The sequence below is a fragment of the Fictibacillus marinisediminis genome, from assembly GCF_023149135.1.
In the GTDB taxonomy this organism is placed as follows: Bacteria; Bacillota; Bacilli; order Bacillales; family Fictibacillaceae; genus Fictibacillus_C; species Fictibacillus_C marinisediminis.
Genome location: NZ_JAIWJX010000002.1, coordinates 3,081,557 through 3,099,283 on the forward strand (window position 1 = coordinate 3,081,557; position 17,727 = coordinate 3,099,283).

Below are 17,727 nucleotides of genomic sequence, written 5' to 3' on the forward strand. Positions count from 1 at the left end.
AAAACCGGTCTTCTTTTGAAGGCCGTTTTTTTGTTGTTTGATACATACAAGTGTTGTGGTGGCTTTGAAGAAGTAATTTCGGCGGATAAGAAGTCTGAATATTTAGATCGGTTCAATCACTCCTCATTTTGGTTCAATTCCGCAGCTTCAAGCCACAAAAAAGAACCCTCAGCACAGCTGAGAGCCCTTTACTTACCCTATGAAACTCGTTCTTCTTTGGAAATGATCTTTCTCATGGCTTCTGCCACTGCTTCGACGTCCGTTCCAACGACCACCTGGACATCGGTGGAGCTCAATTTGAGTACAGCTCTTGCTCCCGCCTTCTTCAAACCGGGCTCATTCACTTTCTCAACATCTATTACTTTTAATCGCAGCCGTGTGACACAGTTATGCAGAACATCAAGATTTTCTGCACCGCCTAAGGCAGCAAGATAACGCGCCGCAATTCTATCGTACTTGTCATCGCTTGCTCCTGCACTCGTATCTTCAACGATGCTTTCATCATCTTCATCTTCACGGCCTGGAGTCTTCAAGTTCAACTTGACAATCAAAGCATAGAAGACGACATAATAAACCGCTGCAAAGACAAGTCCGAGCAGGACGAGAAGCCATGGCCGTGTTGCAAGATCCAGGTTTAAGAAGTAATCAATGGCTCCCGCGGAAAACGTAAAACCATGATGAATGTTTAATAGAACCGCAACCGCCATGGAAACTGCCGTGAGAAGTGCATGAATCCCGTATAAAAGCGGTGATAAGAACATGAATGAAAACTCAATCGGTTCCGTAATACCTGTTAAAAAAGAGGTAAATGCTAAACCAAGGAGCATTCCGGCAACAGCTTTACGCTTTTCCTTCTTAGCCGCCATGATCATCGCGACACAAGCAGCCGGCAAACCGAACATCATGATTGGGAAGAAACCAGCCATATAGAATCCTGCAGAAGGATCTCCCGCAAAGAAACGCCATAGATCACCATGGGCATTCTTGTAATCGCCGAACACAAACCAGATAAAGTTATTTAAGACGTGGTGAAGTCCTAGAGGAATCAAAAGACGGTTTAAGAATCCGAAAACAGCAGCACCAAAAGCACCTGCGTTAACCACCCAGTGTCCGATCGCTTCAATGCCATCCTGAATAGGCGGCCAGGCAAACCCAAACACCCCTGCGAGTACCACCATGGCGCCGGCTGTGACTATGGGGACAAACCGCTTTCCTGCAAAAAAACCGAGATAGTCTGGCAGTTTAATATTATGGAATCGGTTATATAGGAGTCCGGCCACAATCCCCGAAACGATTCCGCCAAGGACACCAACATTGATGGTCTTATCTATGGCAGTTGCTCCGCTGGTTAAAACAAAATACCCGATGGCCCCTGCAAGTGCTGCTGCTCCGTTTCCATCCTTGGAAAAACCGATCGCAACACCAATTGCAAACAAGATTGCCAGATTTTCAAAAATGGAATTCCCCGCTTTTTCCATGAACGGAATATGCCATAAGGCACCGAGCCTTAATACAAGCCCTGCTGCCGGCAGTACCGCGATCGGCAGCATGAGCGCGCGGCCGATCCGTTGTAAAAAACCTAACATTGTAGGTCCCCCCTATTTTTAGTTTAGATAATGAGAATTTATCCCTTAAATTCCTTGAGCGCCTGTTTCAGCATGCCGTTGTTCTTTTCCAATAGTGTTTTCGTTTCACTTGGAGAAAGCTCTGTTAACAGCTGCAGAATCGCTCCTTTCGCGTAACCATCATGATGAGAAAGCGCCTGTTCTGCCTCTTCAGGTGAACAGCCCGTCGCTTCCACCACGATATTCTTGGACCGCTGAACGAGTTTTTTGTTGGATGGCTGTACATCTACCATCAAATTGCTGTACACTTTGCCGATTCCGATCATCGATGCTGTGCTGATCATGTTAAGAACCAATTTTTGCGCGGTGCCTGCTTTCATTCGGGTAGATCCTGTTACCACTTCGGCACCGACGACTGCAGCAATCGTGAACTGTGCCACCTTACTCATTTCGGAATCAGATGAGCAGACTAATGCAGCACTCACCGCCCCGATCTCATTCGCATACTCCAGAGCACCGATCGCATAAGGCGTCCTTCCGCTGGCAGCGATGGCAACGACGACATCGTCCTTTGTTAGGTCAAGGTTTTTCAGATCATTCATTCCAGCTTCTTTGTCATCCTCAGCTCCTTCAACGGCCGTATGGATGGCTTGGCCGCCTCCTGCAATAATGCCGATGACCATCTCAGGCGGTGTTCCATAAGTTGGAGGACATTCCGAAGCATCAAGAATTCCCAGCCTTCCGCTTGTTCCCGCTCCTGTATAGATGAGCCGTCCTCCATTGCGGAACGCTGCAACGACCTGGTCTACGACAAACGCGATCTCAGGCAGCACCTTTTCAATCGCTGCCGGGACCGTTTGATCCTCGTTATTGATTTTTCGTACGACTTCAAGGCTCGAACATTCATCGATGTCCAACGTATTTGGATTTCTTTTCTCAGTTGTTAGGTGATTAATTTTCATGAAATTTCCTTTCACAGCACTAAAAATTTTTGTCCCGGACCAATATAGGGAAGCAGCATCAGATCTTCTTCACGAACTTGGCCGAGCACGTTTACTCGTTCATCAGCCGGCAGATCGGTCTTCGTAATCTGAAGTTCCCCCGCATATCTCCCGTATTTTTCATTATCGATCGTGATACTTCCCAACGGACGGGGCAGCGGCGGATTCTGAGGCGCAGCTTTTTCACCATTGTTCATCGCATACGACCGGGATTCCACGGAACGGATCACATCCCGTGCGGCGTCCTGACGATTCGTATGAACACCCGATACAGCCTCTCCCTCCATCCAATCTACTCTCAACGTTAAAATGCCGTCCTTCCATGCTGACAGTCGCTCCAGCGTCTCGTCACTGGCTTCCACATCACCGATTAAAATGTGATCGGTCTGAAGGCTGTCCAGCTCGACAGCGGCGTGAAAAGGATTGGCTTTCCGGTGCTTTTCAAGAGTCGGAAGCCCTTCAAAAACAGGTCCTCTGAGGGTCTTGTCACCGGGTACAAAAGCCGCCGTTTGAAGTCCGAGCGATTTTAAAAAGATATTCTTCTCCCGCAAGAATGAGGAGGGGATGCCTGTGTTTTGGCGAGGATAAAAATTATGCCACGCTTCCACATTTTCAGTCAGCAATCCGTTATCTTTCCAGTTGTTCACCGTTCCTTCATCAAGGGTACTCGCGTTGATTCCTATTTTCATTTCCTGGGACAAGGTGATGATCTCTTTATCAGAAAAACCGTAATCAGCACGGATGCCATCAATGTTCCATTCACGCAGCAGACCGAGTGAGTCCATGCTGATGCCGATGTTCTTCAGCGATTGCGGACCTGCATCTGCCATGATGGCCATACCGGCCTTTCCTGCCGCTTTTCCGAGAAAAATCAGCCTCTCCCGCAAAAGAGAGGCGTCTTCCTCAGGAATATGAAGCGAGGTGAAGATTTTTCGAAAACCGAAGGAGCCGGCTTTTTGGATCCACTTTATGTTCTGGTCAGGATCTTTCCCGAGATAGACTGAAATTCCTAACATGCCTGCCACTCCCTGCTTTTTATTGCATTAGATATTCTTGGCCATTGACTCTTTGTAGCCAAACAGCCATGTGAAGATAAATCCGAAAATATACGCTAGTAAAAGTCCGACGATATAAAGAACGATCTGGTTCGTGTTTTTAATCAAGAATGCCAATGGAAGTCCGGAAACGCCAATCGCCACTGTACCGATCTTAAAGAAGGCCTGGAATGCTCCTCCGACAGCAGCACCCAGACACGCTGTAAGGAACGGACGTCCGAGCGGGAGGGTTACACCAAAGATCAAAGGCTCTCCGATTCCAAGGATCCCAACAGGCAGTCCGCCTTTGATGACACGCTTCAGCTTGGCATTTTTCGTTTTGAAATAGATCGCAAAGGCTGCACCGACTTGGCCTGCTCCACCCATCGCCAGAATCGGTAACAATGGATCCACTTTAATCGAGTTCAATAATTCCATGTGTACAGGAGTCAAACCTTGGTGCAGACCGGTAACAACAAGCGGAAGGAAGGTACCTGCAAGAACGATTCCGGCAAAAATCCCGCCAATATCAAGAAGGTTTAATAATCCTTTCGTGATCAGATCAGAGATGAAGCCTCCCACAGGCTGAAGAACGAACAGTGTCGCGATTCCGGTAGCCAGCAAAGCTAAAGTAGGAGTTACAATAATATCAACAGCAGCCGGCACGAAACGGCGTATTCTTTTTTCACTCCAGGCAATAAACGCAGCAGCAAGCATAACACCGATCAGACCGCCTCGGCCTGGCAAGAGCTTTTCACCAAACAACGTGATGTTGGCAAGCGCCGGGTTGATGAGCATGATTCCGGCCGCGCCCCCAAGTGCCGGTGTTCCGCCAAACTCTTTTGCAGTGTTGATCCCGACAAAGATCGCAAGGTAACCAAAAAGCCCCCAGCCGATCATATCGAGCATCTGCATCAATGGTACATCTTTTGGAACTCCGCTTCGTACCAGGACGTTCGTAATACCGGCAATCAATCCGGAACCGACAATCGCCGGGATTAACGGAATAAAGATGCTGGCGATTTTACGAAGAAACAGCTTAAACGGTGTAGCGTTCTTTCGGTTGATTTCATCTTTCGTAGTCTTGGCGAGATCATCTTCTCCATCTTCATCCAGAGCCGAAACTTGAAGTCTCGTATTTCTGGACATCTCATCGGCTACCCGGTTGACTGTTCCAGGTCCGACAATGATTTGCAGGGTTTCATCCCCTACGACTCCCATGACCCCGTCAATGTCTTTGATGCCTGCTCTGTCCACTTTGGATTCATCCTTCGGCGTTACGCGAAGCCGTGTCATACAGTACGTTAAGCTTTGAATGTTTTCGGCGCCGCCCAGTTTTTCAATAATCTGCTGCGCCATTAATTGTTCCTTTTTCATGATCTTATCCCCCTTTTAAGAAAAGCGTAAGCGTCCCGTTAAGGTCCAACAAGCGCTGGAACCCTTACTCAGCAACACGCTTTTTGTGTTGAGGAGTAAGAGTGAAGCGACCAAGACGAATTGTATTTTTTCAATTCGTCCCTCGAGGGCCTATGCTGAAAACAAGAAACACGTTTTCAGCCTTGGACGCTGGAGCTAGACATCATTTCTATGCGAGTTCAAATGTAAAAAAGCGCTTACATCATCCCCGCTGCATATCGATGATGAATTTATAGCGGTCCCCTCGGTAAATTGACTGCACGAGCTCCAACGGACGCCCGTCTGTCAGGCAGGTGTATCTTCGAATAAATAAAACCGGCGATCCTTTTGCAATTCCAAGAATCTCGCTTTCAGCTTCGCGGGCGACAGAGGCTTCGAGCTCCTGTGTTGCATAATCAATGCTGAGTCCAAGCTCCTCCTCTACGTATTGATAGAGTGAACCTTGTACGATCTTTTCGTTCAGTCCCTTGACCAAGTCAGCCGACAGAAACGTGGTTTCAAGCGCCATCGGTATTTGATCCGCGAGCCTGACCCGCTGGATCTCATACACCGCAGCCCCCGCTTGAATTCCTAAACCTGTGGCCGTTTTCCCATGGGCTTCACTCAGTTTAAAATCCAATAGTTTGATAGATGGCGAGAGCCCTCTGGCCTTCATGTCTTCTGTGAAGCTCGTCAGGCCGACCAGCTTTTGCTCAATCTTTTTGTTGGCGACAAAGGTTCCCTTGCCTTTTCGGCGGGTCAGGTAACCATCATTGACGAGGTTGGTGATCGCCTGTCTGACAGTCATCCGGCTGATTCCGTAAGTTTCAGCGTATTCCCGCTCGGAAGGAATCATCTCCCCTTCTTGAAGTTCTCCTTTTTCAATCCGTCCTTTGATCGCTTCTTCAATTTGATAATAGATCGGCAGTGGTGAGTATTTATCAATCATTTCTGTATCACTTCCCTAACGAGTTCACCAGTTTTAATGCCTGTGAATCTGCAATAATGGTTACATTTCCATGCATGTTCAAGGCCGATGCCGGTACGGTTTCTGTAATTTCTCCGCGCAACAGATGGAACAGCGCGTCCTGTTTCTTTTCTCCCGAGGCGAGAAGAAGGATTTCCTTGCTTTGCAAAATGATGGAGATGCCCATCGTGAGTGCTCGTGTCGGCTGTTTGGAGAGATCTGTAAAATACTCCGCGTTTGCCTCAAGCGTCGATGGAGTTAAGTCCACCACATGTGTTTTTGATGAAAAAGACGTTCCCGGTTCATTAAACCCGATATGCCCGTTCTGCCCGATACCGAGCAGCTGCAGGTCGACGCCTCCGATGCTCTCAATCAGTGAGTCATAGCGCAAGCATTCTTGAAGGAGTTCCTCAGCCGATCCGTTTGGAATGTTCGTTTGATCGAGCGGAATGCTCACCCGGTTAAAAAGGTGCTCGCACATGTAGGAATGATAGCTTTCCGGATCGCTTGACGTCAGTCCCACATATTCATCGAGATTGTACGTGTGCACATGGTCAAACCGCGTTCCGTTCTCCTCATGATCCCTAACGAGCTCCTTGTACGTGCCAAGCGGTGTGCTGCCTGTCGCAAGTCCCAGTGTGACACGTTCCTTGCTCTTGACTTTTTCCAAAATAATTTGGGCACTAACCCTGCTCATTTCCTCGTAATCCGCAACTTCAATGATTTTCATGTTATACGTCCTCCCTCCGCTGATAAGAAAGTTTTCCACGGCAGAAAGTGAAGATAACGTCTTTTTCCTCGTTAAGCACGACAACATCGGCATCCTTGCCTGCTTTCAAACTTCCCTTGCGTTCATAAACTCCAAGCTCTTTCGCCTGGTTAATGGCGGTCATCTGAATGATGTCCTCCGTGGAACACCCGGTAAACTCCCTCATGTTTCGGGCTGCGTCCTTCATCTTTAAGATACTGCCGGCAAGCGTACCGTCTGCCAGCGTCGCTTCGTTTCCATCGACCGTTACGTCCTGCCCGCCAAGTGTATATGAACCATTGCCCATACACTTTGCCCGCATGGAATCGGTAATGAGTACGACCCGCTCGCTGCCTTTGTTGCGGTAGGCGAACTTCACCATCTCAGGCCGGGAATGAATGCCGTCGACGATGATTTCTGTTGTGATCTCATCATGCAGCAGAATCGCTCCTGCCACTCCGGGCTCCCGGTGGTGAAGGCCTCTCATTCCGTTATACAGATGAGTCGCATGCGTAACACCTGAATCAATGCTCTTCACAACCTCCTCATACACCGCATCAGAATGGCCGATTGATGCGACAACTCCAGTTTCTTTTAAATAGGAAGAAAGCTCATATCCACCCGGTTCTTCAGGTGCCAAGGTTACGAGTTTAATTGCATTGCCGGAAAGCTCCTGCCATTTCTTAAAGAGCTTGACGTCCGGGTTTTTAATATGGTCCAAAGGCTGGGCTCCTGCCCGCTTCGGGGAAATAAACGGCCCTTCTAAATGAAGGCCGATCACCTCCGCCTCCCCTGGAGGATTGCCTTCTCCCATATACTCCCTGACATTTTGCAGTGCGCTTTCAATTTCTTCTTCGCCTTGCGTCATCGTTGTTGCAAGAAAGCCCGTCGTTCCTTCTTGAGGAAGGGTCACTGCCATCGTTTTTAATGCTTCCTCTGTCCCATCCATCACATCTGCGCCGGCAGCACCATGAATGTGCAGATCAATCATGCCGGGAACAACAGATGACGTGGCCGGCAGCTCTAGAACATCATAATCTTCACGATTTAACGCATCAGCTCCTTTACCCACCTCTGCTATTTGCTGGTCTTTAATGATGAGGTACCCCTTTTTCAGCTCGCCACTCTCTGTATAAATGGTCCCTCCGGTTATCAGTAATGGTTTCATCTCCACTCACCATCCTTATTATCTCTATGCACAGGGTACCACGCTTATGACTAGTTGTCTATACCAGTCGAACTATTTTGTTAATTCTGAATATAGGTCTTATCTCCTTATTTATAGAGAAGGTAGTGCTTTCTGACCTTTTTGAACTGTTCAAGCTCAGGCATCCACTTCTTTTTGATTTCTTGTAAAGACGTTCCTTTTTCGATTTCTTCCCGTACCCAGCCGTTTCCGATCAGGTTATCAAAATACGAAATTCCCTGGCTGTTCTCTGCTCTGAACTGAAAATCGTTGGGATACAGATCATGTATCGTTTTCACAACCGCAAGCCCTGTATCCACCGAATTATAGGAATTGTAATCTGTGATATGCAGTTGAACACCGTTCGACAGCACATTTGCAAATTTTGAGAACGTTGGGGTGAAGGAATTGGAACGGAACATCACTCCCGGTAGCTTCAGTTCGTTCAATTTTTGTGCGAGCACATCTCCGTCAATGAACGGTGCTCCGATCGTTTCGAATGGCCTCGTCGTTCCTCTTCCTTCCGACACATTTGTTCCTTCAATCAATCCTGCTCCCGGATAAACGAATGCGGTGTCCACGGTTGGCATGTTAGGCGAAGGCATCACCCACTGAAGCGGAGTTTCGTAATACGTCTTCCAGCGGTGCCAGCCTTTCATCTTAACGACCTTGAGATCCGCATTGATATTGAACTCCTTGTTAAAAAGCATCGCGAGTTCACCGACCGTCATCCCGTGGCGGAGCGGGATCGGATATAATCCAACGAACGTTGCATACTTCGGCTCAAGCACCGGCCCTTCCACTGCTTCCCCGCCTAGCGGATTCGGACGGTCAAGCACGACAAACTCGATGTTGTTTTCCTTCGCCGCTTCCATCGCGTACGCCATCGTATAGATGTACGTGTAAAAACGGGTACCCACATCCTGAATGTCAAAGACGAGAACATCAATGTCCTTCAGCATCTCCGGGGTTGGTTTTTTCGTTTTCCCGTAAAGACTGTAAACCGGAAGCTGTGTTTTCTTATCAATGTAAAAATCAACATAAGAGCCGGCCTGCTCGCTTCCCCGAACCCCATGTTCCGGACCGTATAAGGCTTTCAGTTCAAAGTTCGGGTTGTTGTGCATCGCGTCGACGATACTGTTCAGCTTTCCGTCAACTCCTGTCGGGTTCGTGATGAGCCCGACACGCTTCCCTTTTAAAAGGTCTTGTTGGTCGTGAAGCAGCACTTCTGCACCCGTTTTAAAATTTTGCGGTGAATTTTTATGATGATTGTCATCCTCTGCCATCGCTGACGACAGCAAGGTGATCACCAAAACAAATAACATCCCTGCACTCAACCACTTTTTCATCTTATTTCACCCCTTAATAAGATAGTCCGTGCCCGTATGGATACAATGTTTCTTTGTTGCTGTTATAGATGGTTACTGGCAGCTTTCCCGACGGATTGTTCTTGCCGAAAATCGTATCCGCCACTGCTGCAAAGCTTGCTGTTCGGAAGCTGTATTGTGCGAGATACGCATCTACATCAGGAAACGACATAATGTCATATGGATTTCGGATACCGACCGCAATGACTGGTTTGTCACTTTCCCTGTTCACTTGATTCACCATTTTCATTTGGGCACTGTCAGGAGCTCGTCCTGCTACAGAAGATGTGTACGTTCCAACGATGACCGCTTTTGCTGATTTTACCGTTTGAAGCTGATCAGCCGTTAATGGGCCTGCAGCTTTAATCATGACACTGTTTGGATAAAGTCGTTTCACTTGAGCAGCCAAATCTTCTACATACGTGTTGCCGATCACGACCACTGGAGCACCCGCATCCGTACTCAATGGAAGAGTATTTTGGTTTTTAATGAGTGTAATCGACTTTTCTGCTGTTTCCTTTTCGATCTGTTTATGTGCAGGGGAACCGACGACTTGTTGGGCATTTTCAATGAGCTTGTTTACATCTGCAGGTTTTTCAGCTTTAAAGATGCTGCGTTTCACTTTCAATGTAAGAAGCCGTTCAACAGACTGGTTCAAGCGTTCCTGTGTAATTTCACCTTTATGGACCGCATCATATAAACCATTCGCTACGGCCTCAAGACCAACAGGCATGAGTACTATATCTGTTCCGGCGTTTACCGCTCGGATGGCTGAGTCTACAGGTCCGAAGTTGTCAGAGATCGCCTGCATGTTCATCGCGTCGGTTGTAATGACACCTTTATAGCCCATGTCCTCTCTCATCAGTTCTGTCAGCACTTTATGGGAAAGTGTGGCTGGGATGGCAATCGTGCTGCCGTCTTTCTTGGAAATAGCAGTGGATGGATCGACTTTTGGGAACGTCACATGAGCAGTCATGATTGCGTCCACCCCAGCATCCATCGCTTTTTGGAAAGGAAACAGCTCTACTTTTTTCAAGCGCTCCAAGTCATAGGGTACTTCCGGAAGGCCGATATGGGAATCAACTGCTGTGTCCCCATGGCCCGGGAAATGTTTTGCTGCACCCGCGGTGTTTGTGGACTGCAAACCTTTGATGTAAGCAGTTCCTAAATCTGTAACAAGCTGAGGATCTTCTCCAAAGGAACGAGTTCCAATTACAGGGTTGTCCTGATTGTTGTTTACATCAAGCGAAGGTGAAAGATTAAAGTTGATCCCAAGCGCGTTTAGTTCTTCACCAATCGCTTTCCCTACCTTTTCAGCTAACTCAGGAGATCTTGTTGCACCAAGTGCCATGTTTCCAGGAAAATCTGTTCCGCTTTGAAGGCGGGTAACAATACCACCCTCTTGGTCAATCGAAATAAGCAATCCGTTCTTTTCAGAAGCTTCCTGATAATCGGCCACAAGTTTGGTTGTCTGTTCTGTCGTTACAACATTTTCACGGAACAAGATGATGCCGCCTAGATGATATTTCTTCACGAGTGCTTTAATCTCTGGTGTGACCTCTGTTACGTTCTTGCCATTAAACGTTCGGAAGTCTGGCATCAGCATCTGACCGACTTTTTCTTCCATACTCATCTGTTTGATGGCTGCCGGAATCACATTGTACTTTTTCCCTTTTTGCTTTTGGATTACAGCTGTCTTTGTTCCTTTATGGTCTTTCACGGAGATTTGTGTATGGTCGATCTTTCGTCCATCCGTCACAAAAATGCGAGTGTCGCCGCTGTGGCCTTTAAGGGTTACAAGGCCTCTTGGGTCTACAGTGGCAACCCGCGGATTTGCCGACCACCATCTCAAAGCTTCCGTCTCCATGAAATGGCCGTCCACTTTATACACATGAAGAGCATGAAGTTGGATTTGATCACCATTAACCTCCTTTAACGCCTGTGGAATGTTGCTGGAGATGATCAAGTCTTTTTGATCAGGATGGCTTTCTGCAGCTGCCTGCTTTGGAACCGTTCCAAGGAACGAAGCAACGACGAGCATACAGGCCATCGCATATAAAAACGCTAGTCTTTTCTTCATTGCATGTTATCCTCCTTTAGTTTTATGAACGATACTTCTTTCTGGAGGAATTTGTCGTTTCCTTTCGACTCAGGCGAAAACAAAGCAATAGGCCCAGGAAGGTTTTCTGCCATATAGTTCTAGTTGTCTATACCAGTTAACTTTATTCACAAAAGAGTGGTAATAAATCCTTATAAAGGAAAAAAGCTGTGGAAGGAGCTCCACAGCTTTTAATAACTTTGTCTTTATTGCATGGGTGGGTTATGAGGAAACTGGGACATGTACCCGGTAAACTGCTGGGCAGCCTGCTGCAGCTTCTGCGGCTGTTCCGGCGTCAGCGCATACCAGCCTTTTTGGAACATAAGCTCATAGAGTTCACGCTGTATGTTTTTCGTCTCATCAAAAATCGAATGAATCTCCTGATAGAGCGCGTCATGGCTCGCTTCATTCATGGCTGTTGAATACGAAGCGGTCATGTACTTTTCATAGGAAAGAATGTCATTCAGGAAATCCCGGTCATTCATCTGAGGCGTTTTCGGCACCTGAGACTCCGGATTTTGAATTTTGTTCTGATTGTTATTCATCTTCCGTTCCCCCTATTGATTCATATTCTGGCTTCCGCCGGATTGAAGTTTCTGCAAGATTTGCTGATAATGCTTTTCGTGCATGTGGCACGCCTTCTCAAGCGCCGCACTCACCTGCTGGTCCTGACACTGGCTCGCTGCAAAATGCGCCTTCTTAAATCCAAGCAAATTCCATGAAAGCATGTCGGTTAAGTAGTTAAAGTCTTTCCCTGTGATCACATTCGGCGGCTGTTGATACATCTGCTGCTGGTTCTGTCCCTGATTCGGTTGCTGCTGTTGCATACGTATGTCCTCCTTTATTCCTTGATTTACCATGTTAGCTTTCCATCTTTTTGAGAAAGTATGCCAATAAGTTGGTAAATTTATAGAACTTGAAAAGATGAGCCCTGTTAAGGCTCATCCCGTTTTGAAAATCTCATTGAAAGAATTTTTAATAAAGAGGCTTGCTTTTCTTTCTACTTCTGTTATATAATTTTCCTTGTCAGCAACAACCATCGTGGGGGCTTAGCTCAGCTGGGAGAGCGTTTGGCTGGCAGCCAAAAGGTCAGCGGTTCGATCCCGCTAGTCTCCACCATACATATCAGTCAAAAACCCTTGAGAAATCAAGGGTTTTGTTTTTGATAAAGAGCAAATTTTTATAAAATAAAATTGTTTCTTCACATAGGTTCACATTTGGTTCACCTTTAGTTAACTAAAGGGCAGGTATATCGCGGTATTTCCGGTTAAAATACAAAAAAGGCACCTCAATTATCTACTCTTGCCCGAGATAATTGAGGTGCCTTTATATATCATTTATTAACAAAACTTTGTTACACTGCGGGAGGTTGCTGTGCAAGGAATTCACTTCAAAGCAAATAGACAACATCATAGGTTTAGTTCGTTTATATGGCTATCTACATTATTAGCCTTCGTTAGCTTAATAATGAAAGCATTACGACTTCAAAAACTCTAATACTACGTTTATAAATTTTTCTGTTTCTTCTAAATCCGGGAAATGGGCACTATTATTGAATAATTCTAATGTACTGTTAGTTAATTCTCTATGAATTATTTTAGAGATATTAACTCCAGTATTACGGTCAAAAACGCCTGTAATTATTAAAGTAGGTTGTTTTATGTCCTTAAGACGGTATTGTAATGGAAGGTTACAAGGGGTGTTTTCAAGGACGTTCATCATTAGTCCAGTGTTAATTAAATTACTTTCTCCCCATAAATTTCTATTTATTTTTGCGATTTCCTGGTTTTCAAATAACAACAAATCAACTGTTTCGGTGTCAACAAGTTCCCACAGTTTTTCATAAACATTGGCAATTGAAGTAGATTCTTTTTGAAGTAATAAAATCTTATTGTAGAGGTTTTTATTTGCCACTGACATGAAACCAGTTTATTTTTCCATTCTTAGATTTAAAATCACTAGTTGATAAAATACTATACTCACCCTTTCAAAATATTTAATCAGATTTTACCCATTCTATAATGCTTAATTAAAGAAAAGAATATCACCTTTTACTGCAATTCTATTGAATTAATCAATGTCCTCAAGCCCATATAACAGCCCTTTTTAAGATTCGAGTTCTAATGGAAAATTCCATCTCTTATTCAACAATCCTGCCCGTTTGTATAATAAGTTCAATAAAAAAGCGCAGATTTCCTTTTTAGAGAAATGCACCCGATTGCAGAAGATATTGAAAAAAATTTCGAATAAGAAAAACATAGGGAGAATTTAATCTTCCTATGTTTTTCTTATTATTTATCTGTTTGTTTTTGCTTCTTTTTCAAATACTCCGCACGTATTTTTTCAAGTTGCTTCTTTTTATCAAATTTGGCAGGCGTGTGTTTTTCATGAAACTTTGTCACAGCTACCTGACCTTTGTAATCCAATTGATATTTCCCCACTTTGTTCACCTACTTTTCTTATCTTTAAAGAGAATCTATTCAACAAATATAATATACCTTATTTTACTGAAGTAAACCTTATTACTTTATTAGTGTACTGCTACTTTACATATATCAGTAAAAACATTAGAAACTTAGTAAAATTAATTAATCATTCTTTTTAAAGGAGAATATCTTAAATTTATCCAAGGTTATTATTCCTCCTAATATAAGAGATTTGACTACGCCTTTTTTTCAAGAAAAAGTGCACTTCTCCTTCTTGAAGAAATGCACCCGTTAGTTGAAAAAGGAGGATGTTGTATTTAGATACAAAATAACGATATATCCTATAAAAATGAGAGAAAATGAAATTATAATAATCCATAACTGGAAATATAATGTCCATTGGAAAACGCTTCGGTAATTTTTAATCTGATGTATTTCCTTTGCTACGTTATTATTTGTATAAACAAATCCTATCGAAAATAATAATGCAGAAATTAACGGGAATAGAAAGGGTGTAGCGAAAGGGATCGTATTACTAAAAAAATATAAAGGGAAACCCAGCCATAAAAATGCTGTAAAGATGGTAATAACCAAGATCGCCATATGCAACATTATATCTTTCTTTATTGTTTTAATATAAATTGATGGTATTTTATCCATAGATGACGCTCCCAATTTTATATATATCAAAAAGTTTCCTTATTCCACAATCCTGCTACTTTAGCTTAAGAAAAAGCTACATGAACAGCTTTAAGGATCTTAAACTTGGACTCTACTTACCTTGTTTTTTACTAATATGGATAGCAATATATAACAAAACACCAAATGTCGCCCCACCGAGAAGAATTAAACCAAAATTACTTGCTGCTAAAACTAACGCGTAGGCCACAATCATTCCAAGTAGAATAAATAAGATTATTTGCACCAAATCTTCCCCCACACCCACTAATTGTAATAACTCCTAATTCAATAAGATTTGATTAGATATTTAATTCCAATTATTTCAAATTTAATTTTGTAAAGCAATCCCTTATTCAACAATCTGGCCCGATTGTTGAATATACTTTTTATATCCATTTAGCAAACCAAGCAACATAATATGCAGCAGGTATAAAGATAAGTACTAATGTACCTATAAATTTTGAACATATCATTGTTAACGAGTAACTTTTTAGAAAAACATACTTACTTTCTTTCTTAACCACTCTGTCAGTTAGAACTGATGCTTTTGGATCAATAAACAATGTTAAATGGATGGTTGCAATACCGTTAATAATGCCAGATGACATTAAAGCTGCTTGTGCATAATCTTTTGGTTCGAAGCGTATTTATAAATATCTTGTATAGCCATTTCGGCATTTGGTCGATGTCCGGCTTCATACCTAAACTAATGGAAAAAAACAGGACAAACCCCTTTTCAATATAAATTGAAAGGAGTTTGTCTACGGTCTAAAAGGGAGGAGGATTCTCCCTTTTGGAACCAATTTTTTATTTACTTTTACTATATTCGGTTATCCTTTTTACAATCGTTTGCTTGAATTGTTGTTCGTTTAAATGAGTTGTTTCCCGTAATGCCTTGTTAAAATTCATACCTTGTTTTATTTTTTCTACAATATGTATTACCGCCATTTTTCCTCCTGCGTCAATAATCTGTTCAATCGCAAATTGGCTCTGTATAAATGGGTCTCCCGGTCTTCTAGTTTGCTTCTCAAACTGTTCAGCTGTTCTTAGATTATTAAATTCAATAAACGGAAAATTAATTTTATCTTTCTTAAATTCTTCATTTTTTGCTATATAACTGGCTAAACCTTCATGAAACCATCTTGGAAAATCTGAAGCCGAAACATTTTGACTTTTAAGTCGAGAAATGAAAATGAAATACCCATATTCATGAGCTATTCTATTCTTAAAATCAATAGGTATCTGTCCCTCTTTCACTAAAACAGAGATATTATTTTTTTTAGCGTCGTAATATGCCCCAATCATGTTGGAATTATAGATTTTTTCAAAAGAACTATTATCTTTCAGATATATTGGTACTTTTCCTTCAGGTACAAGTCCAATAGATAAAGCAACTTTTTCTGCACTGGATATTGCCTGCTTGGTTGGTATTTCATATTTTTTATTTTCATCATTATAATACAATACCCCATTGGTAAGCTTTTGTTTGATATCTAAGTTTTGTGCATTAACAAAAAAAAGGACATATGCTCCTATAAGAATTACAACTAAAACGAAACAAATTAACCCTCTTTTAATTAACAAAATCGCCACCTACTCTTTATGGAATGACTGTACTTTAGCAAATACCTGAGACTTAAGAGAAAACCAAAAATCTAAATCATTAGGGTTCATGGTTAAAAATTTATTGTAATAATATGATGCTTTTTGATCATTACCTCTTTCATTGTACAAGTTACCCATGATGATATAAAGGACATCGTTATATTGATTATTTTTCTTCGCTATCTTATTTAATTTAACTTAAATCTTCTTGTTATCTTCATATAAACTTACAATATTAATGATCTCTTTTTCACTTTCCATGTCTCGTAATGAATTAAGTTTTTCCTGTAGAGTAAGTAAAGATCTTGAATTATTTTTAACAATATATTGTGATGCTAATAAAACATATCCTTTGTAGTGCTAATGACATTAGAATCCATTTTCTATACAACTTGCCGCGTAAGTTGCTAACTTTGTGCCTTTCCCCTTGAATAAATTTCAATTGCTTTGATGAGTCCAATGGTTCCAATGGAAATCAGATCTACCGTATCTTCCCCTGTATTCTCAAATTTCTTTACGATATGTGCAACCAAACGCAAGTTATGTTCGATCAGTTTGCTTCTGGCCTCCTGATCCCCCCTTGGCCATTAGCCTTAAGTATTCTTTCTCTTCATTTTCAGAAAGGGGCTGCGGAAATGAAAGGTGCTATGAAGGACATGCCCAAAACAGAACTTCTCCATTATGAATACGCATTCAAAGCCCTTCGAAAAGACATGAAGGGACGGAAACCATTCATTACTTTACGGTAGACGACTCCAAGTTAACCAAAACAGGTTTTATTGTGGTTGCAGACAGCAATCTATATCTTGTTTCCATGAAGATGGGGTTCTTTGGCGGAGCACAGACCGAAGCCATTCCCTATAATAACATCAAGAGTATTGATTTTGATCTAGCACCTGATCCGGTCGGTATAGCATTGACGAATCTCGGCATTCTGTATTTGGAGATAAATGGAATCATCGGGTCCAGCAAACGTACGATTCGTAACATCCCTGAAGAACATTTAGATAACCTGCGGAAAGCAATTCAGGCTAAATTATAAAGGCTCTTTTCGTAAGTATTGTTGCTGTTAAAAAGATAATATTAAATTTACTTTTTACGGTATTATATATACAGGAGCTTATTCAGCTAAAGCCAAGGGTAGTTGGTTTTTAATTTCTAATTATTAGCTAGGGGGGTAAAAAATTGGTTAGATTAGAAGAAATGAAATCAGATGAGTTTCAAAGATATCTCAGTTATGCTATTAAAAATTATGCAGACGAACATGTTAAGGCTGGCAATTGGAATGAACTAGAGGCATTTAGTAAAGCAACTCAAGAATTTGAAAAACTATTACCAGACGGAGAAAAGACCACTAATAATAACTTATACATTATTCGAGATGAAGAACAAGAAGTGGGTATGGTTTGGCTGGCTCAACGGTCTAATGAAAAAGGATTTATTTATGACATAAACGTCTGGGAAGGTAATCAAGGTCGTGGTTATGGAAAAAAAGCGATGAAAGAAGTAGAAATCGTAGCAAAGAAATTAGGTTTAAAAAGTATAGGACTTCACGTCTTTGGTCACAACCAGACAGCACGAGGTTTATATGAGAAATTAGGATATATAGAAACGGATATTGTGATGAAAAAAAAGATTTAACAAAGAAATAACA

Annotated in this window: 18 protein-coding genes, 1 tRNA gene and 1 pseudogene; 3 read left to right on the top strand and 17 right to left on the bottom strand. The window is 42.8% G+C overall.

Translation table 11 applies throughout. The annotated features are described in order from the left end of the window. Positions 1-197 precede the first annotated feature (197 nt). From nagE to LCY76_RS16435, 11 genes are all read right to left on the bottom strand, one after another. A complete protein-coding gene (gene nagE, locus LCY76_RS16385; protein WP_248253505.1) occupies positions 198-1,586 on the bottom strand; it encodes an N-acetylglucosamine-specific PTS transporter subunit IIBC in 1,389 nt (462 codons plus the stop codon). A gap of 38 nt (positions 1,587-1,624) precedes the next feature. Next, a complete protein-coding gene (gene murQ / locus LCY76_RS16390) occupies positions 1,625-2,527 on the bottom strand; it encodes an N-acetylmuramic acid 6-phosphate etherase (RefSeq protein WP_248253506.1) in 903 nt (300 codons plus the stop codon). Positions 2,528-2,538: 11 nt separating this feature from the next. Continuing rightward, complete coding sequence (locus LCY76_RS16395; RefSeq protein WP_248253507.1) at positions 2,539-3,582, bottom strand: DUF871 domain-containing protein; 1,044 nt, start codon at positions 3,580-3,582, stop codon at positions 2,539-2,541. Between the two features lie 27 nt (positions 3,583-3,609). Beyond that, positions 3,610-4,977: a PTS transporter subunit EIIC gene (locus LCY76_RS16400; RefSeq protein ID WP_248253508.1), complete on the bottom strand. Its 1,368-nt coding sequence runs from the start codon at positions 4,975-4,977 to the stop codon at positions 3,610-3,612. Positions 4,978-5,218: 241 nt separating this feature from the next. Beyond that, on the bottom strand, positions 5,219-5,944 hold the full coding sequence (locus tag LCY76_RS16405; protein WP_248253509.1) for a GntR family transcriptional regulator: 726 nt from the start codon (positions 5,942-5,944) through the stop codon (positions 5,219-5,221). Between the two features lie 7 nt (positions 5,945-5,951). Beyond that, positions 5,952-6,692 (bottom strand): glucosamine-6-phosphate deaminase, encoded by a 741-nt coding sequence (nagB, locus tag LCY76_RS16410; RefSeq protein WP_248253510.1) that lies wholly within the window; start codon positions 6,690-6,692, stop codon positions 5,952-5,954. A gap of 1 nt (position 6,693) precedes the next feature. Then, a complete protein-coding gene (nagA, locus tag LCY76_RS16415; RefSeq protein ID WP_248253511.1) occupies positions 6,694-7,878 on the bottom strand; it encodes an N-acetylglucosamine-6-phosphate deacetylase in 1,185 nt (394 codons plus the stop codon). Between the two features lie 107 nt (positions 7,879-7,985). Further along, positions 7,986-9,245 carry an exo-beta-N-acetylmuramidase NamZ family protein gene (locus LCY76_RS16420; protein WP_248253512.1) on the bottom strand — a complete coding sequence of 420 codons (1,260 nt, stop codon included), beginning with the start codon at positions 9,243-9,245 and terminating at the stop codon, positions 7,986-7,988. A gap of 13 nt (positions 9,246-9,258) precedes the next feature. After that, entirely contained in the window at positions 9,259-11,343 is a 2,085-nt protein-coding gene (locus tag LCY76_RS16425; RefSeq protein WP_248253513.1) for a glycoside hydrolase family 3 protein, read from the bottom strand. A gap of 224 nt (positions 11,344-11,567) precedes the next feature. Next, the gene (locus tag LCY76_RS16430) at positions 11,568-11,906 is read right to left on the bottom strand and encodes a spore coat protein (RefSeq protein ID WP_248253514.1); all 339 of its coding nucleotides are present in this window, start codon (positions 11,904-11,906) and stop codon (positions 11,568-11,570) included. Between the two features lie 12 nt (positions 11,907-11,918). Further along, positions 11,919-12,188 (bottom strand): hypothetical protein, encoded by a 270-nt coding sequence (locus LCY76_RS16435; protein WP_248253515.1) that lies wholly within the window; start codon positions 12,186-12,188, stop codon positions 11,919-11,921. Positions 12,189-12,404: 216 nt separating this feature from the next. Between LCY76_RS16435 and LCY76_RS16440 the strand changes: the two genes are divergently transcribed. After that, positions 12,405-12,480 (top strand) — tRNA-Ala (locus LCY76_RS16440). Positions 12,481-12,837: 357 nt separating this feature from the next. Here the strand turns inward: LCY76_RS16440 and LCY76_RS16445 are convergent. The 6 genes and pseudogenes from LCY76_RS16445 to LCY76_RS16470 form a co-directional block, all read right to left on the bottom strand. Beyond that, positions 12,838-13,275, bottom strand: coding sequence for an alpha/beta fold hydrolase (locus tag LCY76_RS16445; protein ID WP_248253516.1), 438 nt, complete (start codon positions 13,273-13,275; stop codon positions 12,838-12,840). 377 nt (positions 13,276-13,652) lie between these two features. Beyond that, positions 13,653-13,802, bottom strand: coding sequence for a hypothetical protein (locus tag LCY76_RS16450; RefSeq protein WP_248253517.1), 150 nt, complete (start codon positions 13,800-13,802; stop codon positions 13,653-13,655). A gap of 757 nt (positions 13,803-14,559) precedes the next feature. After that, positions 14,560-14,733, bottom strand: coding sequence for a hypothetical protein (locus LCY76_RS16455; protein ID WP_248253518.1), 174 nt, complete (start codon positions 14,731-14,733; stop codon positions 14,560-14,562). 121 nt (positions 14,734-14,854) lie between these two features. Continuing rightward, positions 14,855-15,115: a lipid II flippase family protein gene (locus tag LCY76_RS16460; protein ID WP_419714999.1), complete on the bottom strand. Its 261-nt coding sequence runs from the start codon at positions 15,113-15,115 to the stop codon at positions 14,855-14,857. Positions 15,116-15,275: 160 nt separating this feature from the next. Continuing rightward, positions 15,276-16,052 (bottom strand): hypothetical protein, encoded by a 777-nt coding sequence (locus tag LCY76_RS16465; protein WP_248253519.1) that lies wholly within the window; start codon positions 16,050-16,052, stop codon positions 15,276-15,278. A gap of 399 nt (positions 16,053-16,451) precedes the next feature. Then, positions 16,452-16,712: pseudogene (locus tag LCY76_RS16470) on the bottom strand (sigma factor); the annotation flags it as partial. 91 nt (positions 16,713-16,803) lie between these two features. Here LCY76_RS16470 and LCY76_RS16475 point away from each other — a divergent pair. Together LCY76_RS16475 and LCY76_RS16480 are read left to right on the top strand one after the other, a co-directional pair. After that, entirely contained in the window at positions 16,804-17,115 is a 312-nt protein-coding gene (locus LCY76_RS16475; protein WP_336606282.1) for a PH domain-containing protein, read from the top strand. Positions 17,116-17,258: 143 nt separating this feature from the next. Further along, entirely contained in the window at positions 17,259-17,714 is a 456-nt protein-coding gene (locus LCY76_RS16480; RefSeq protein WP_248253521.1) for a GNAT family N-acetyltransferase, read from the top strand. Positions 17,715-17,727 lie beyond the last annotated feature (13 nt).

Coding starts and splice junctions, on each gene's coding strand:
- nagE (WP_248253505.1), bottom strand. CDS start 1,586: ATGTTAGGTTTTTTACAACGGATCGGCCGCGCGCTCATGCTGCCGATC.
- nagB (WP_248253510.1), bottom strand. CDS start 6,692: ATGAAAATCATTGAAGTTGCGGATTACGAGGAAATGAGCAGGGTTAGT.
- nagA (WP_248253511.1), bottom strand. CDS start 7,878: ATGAAACCATTACTGATAACCGGAGGGACCATTTATACAGAGAGTGGC.
- LCY76_RS16420 (WP_248253512.1), bottom strand. CDS start 9,245: ATGAAAAAGTGGTTGAGTGCAGGGATGTTATTTGTTTTGGTGATCACC.
- LCY76_RS16425 (WP_248253513.1), bottom strand. CDS start 11,343: ATGAAGAAAAGACTAGCGTTTTTATATGCGATGGCCTGTATGCTCGTC.
- LCY76_RS16430 (WP_248253514.1), bottom strand. CDS start 11,906: ATGAATAACAATCAGAACAAAATTCAAAATCCGGAGTCTCAGGTGCCG.
- LCY76_RS16400 (WP_248253508.1), bottom strand. CDS start 4,977: ATGAAAAAGGAACAATTAATGGCGCAGCAGATTATTGAAAAACTGGGC.
- LCY76_RS16405 (WP_248253509.1), bottom strand. CDS start 5,944: ATGATTGATAAATACTCACCACTGCCGATCTATTATCAAATTGAAGAA.
- murQ (WP_248253506.1), bottom strand. CDS start 2,527: ATGAAAATTAATCACCTAACAACTGAGAAAAGAAATCCAAATACGTTG.
- LCY76_RS16435 (WP_248253515.1), bottom strand. CDS start 12,188: ATGCAACAGCAGCAACCGAATCAGGGACAGAACCAGCAGCAGATGTAT.
- LCY76_RS16395 (WP_248253507.1), bottom strand. CDS start 3,582: ATGTTAGGAATTTCAGTCTATCTCGGGAAAGATCCTGACCAGAACATA.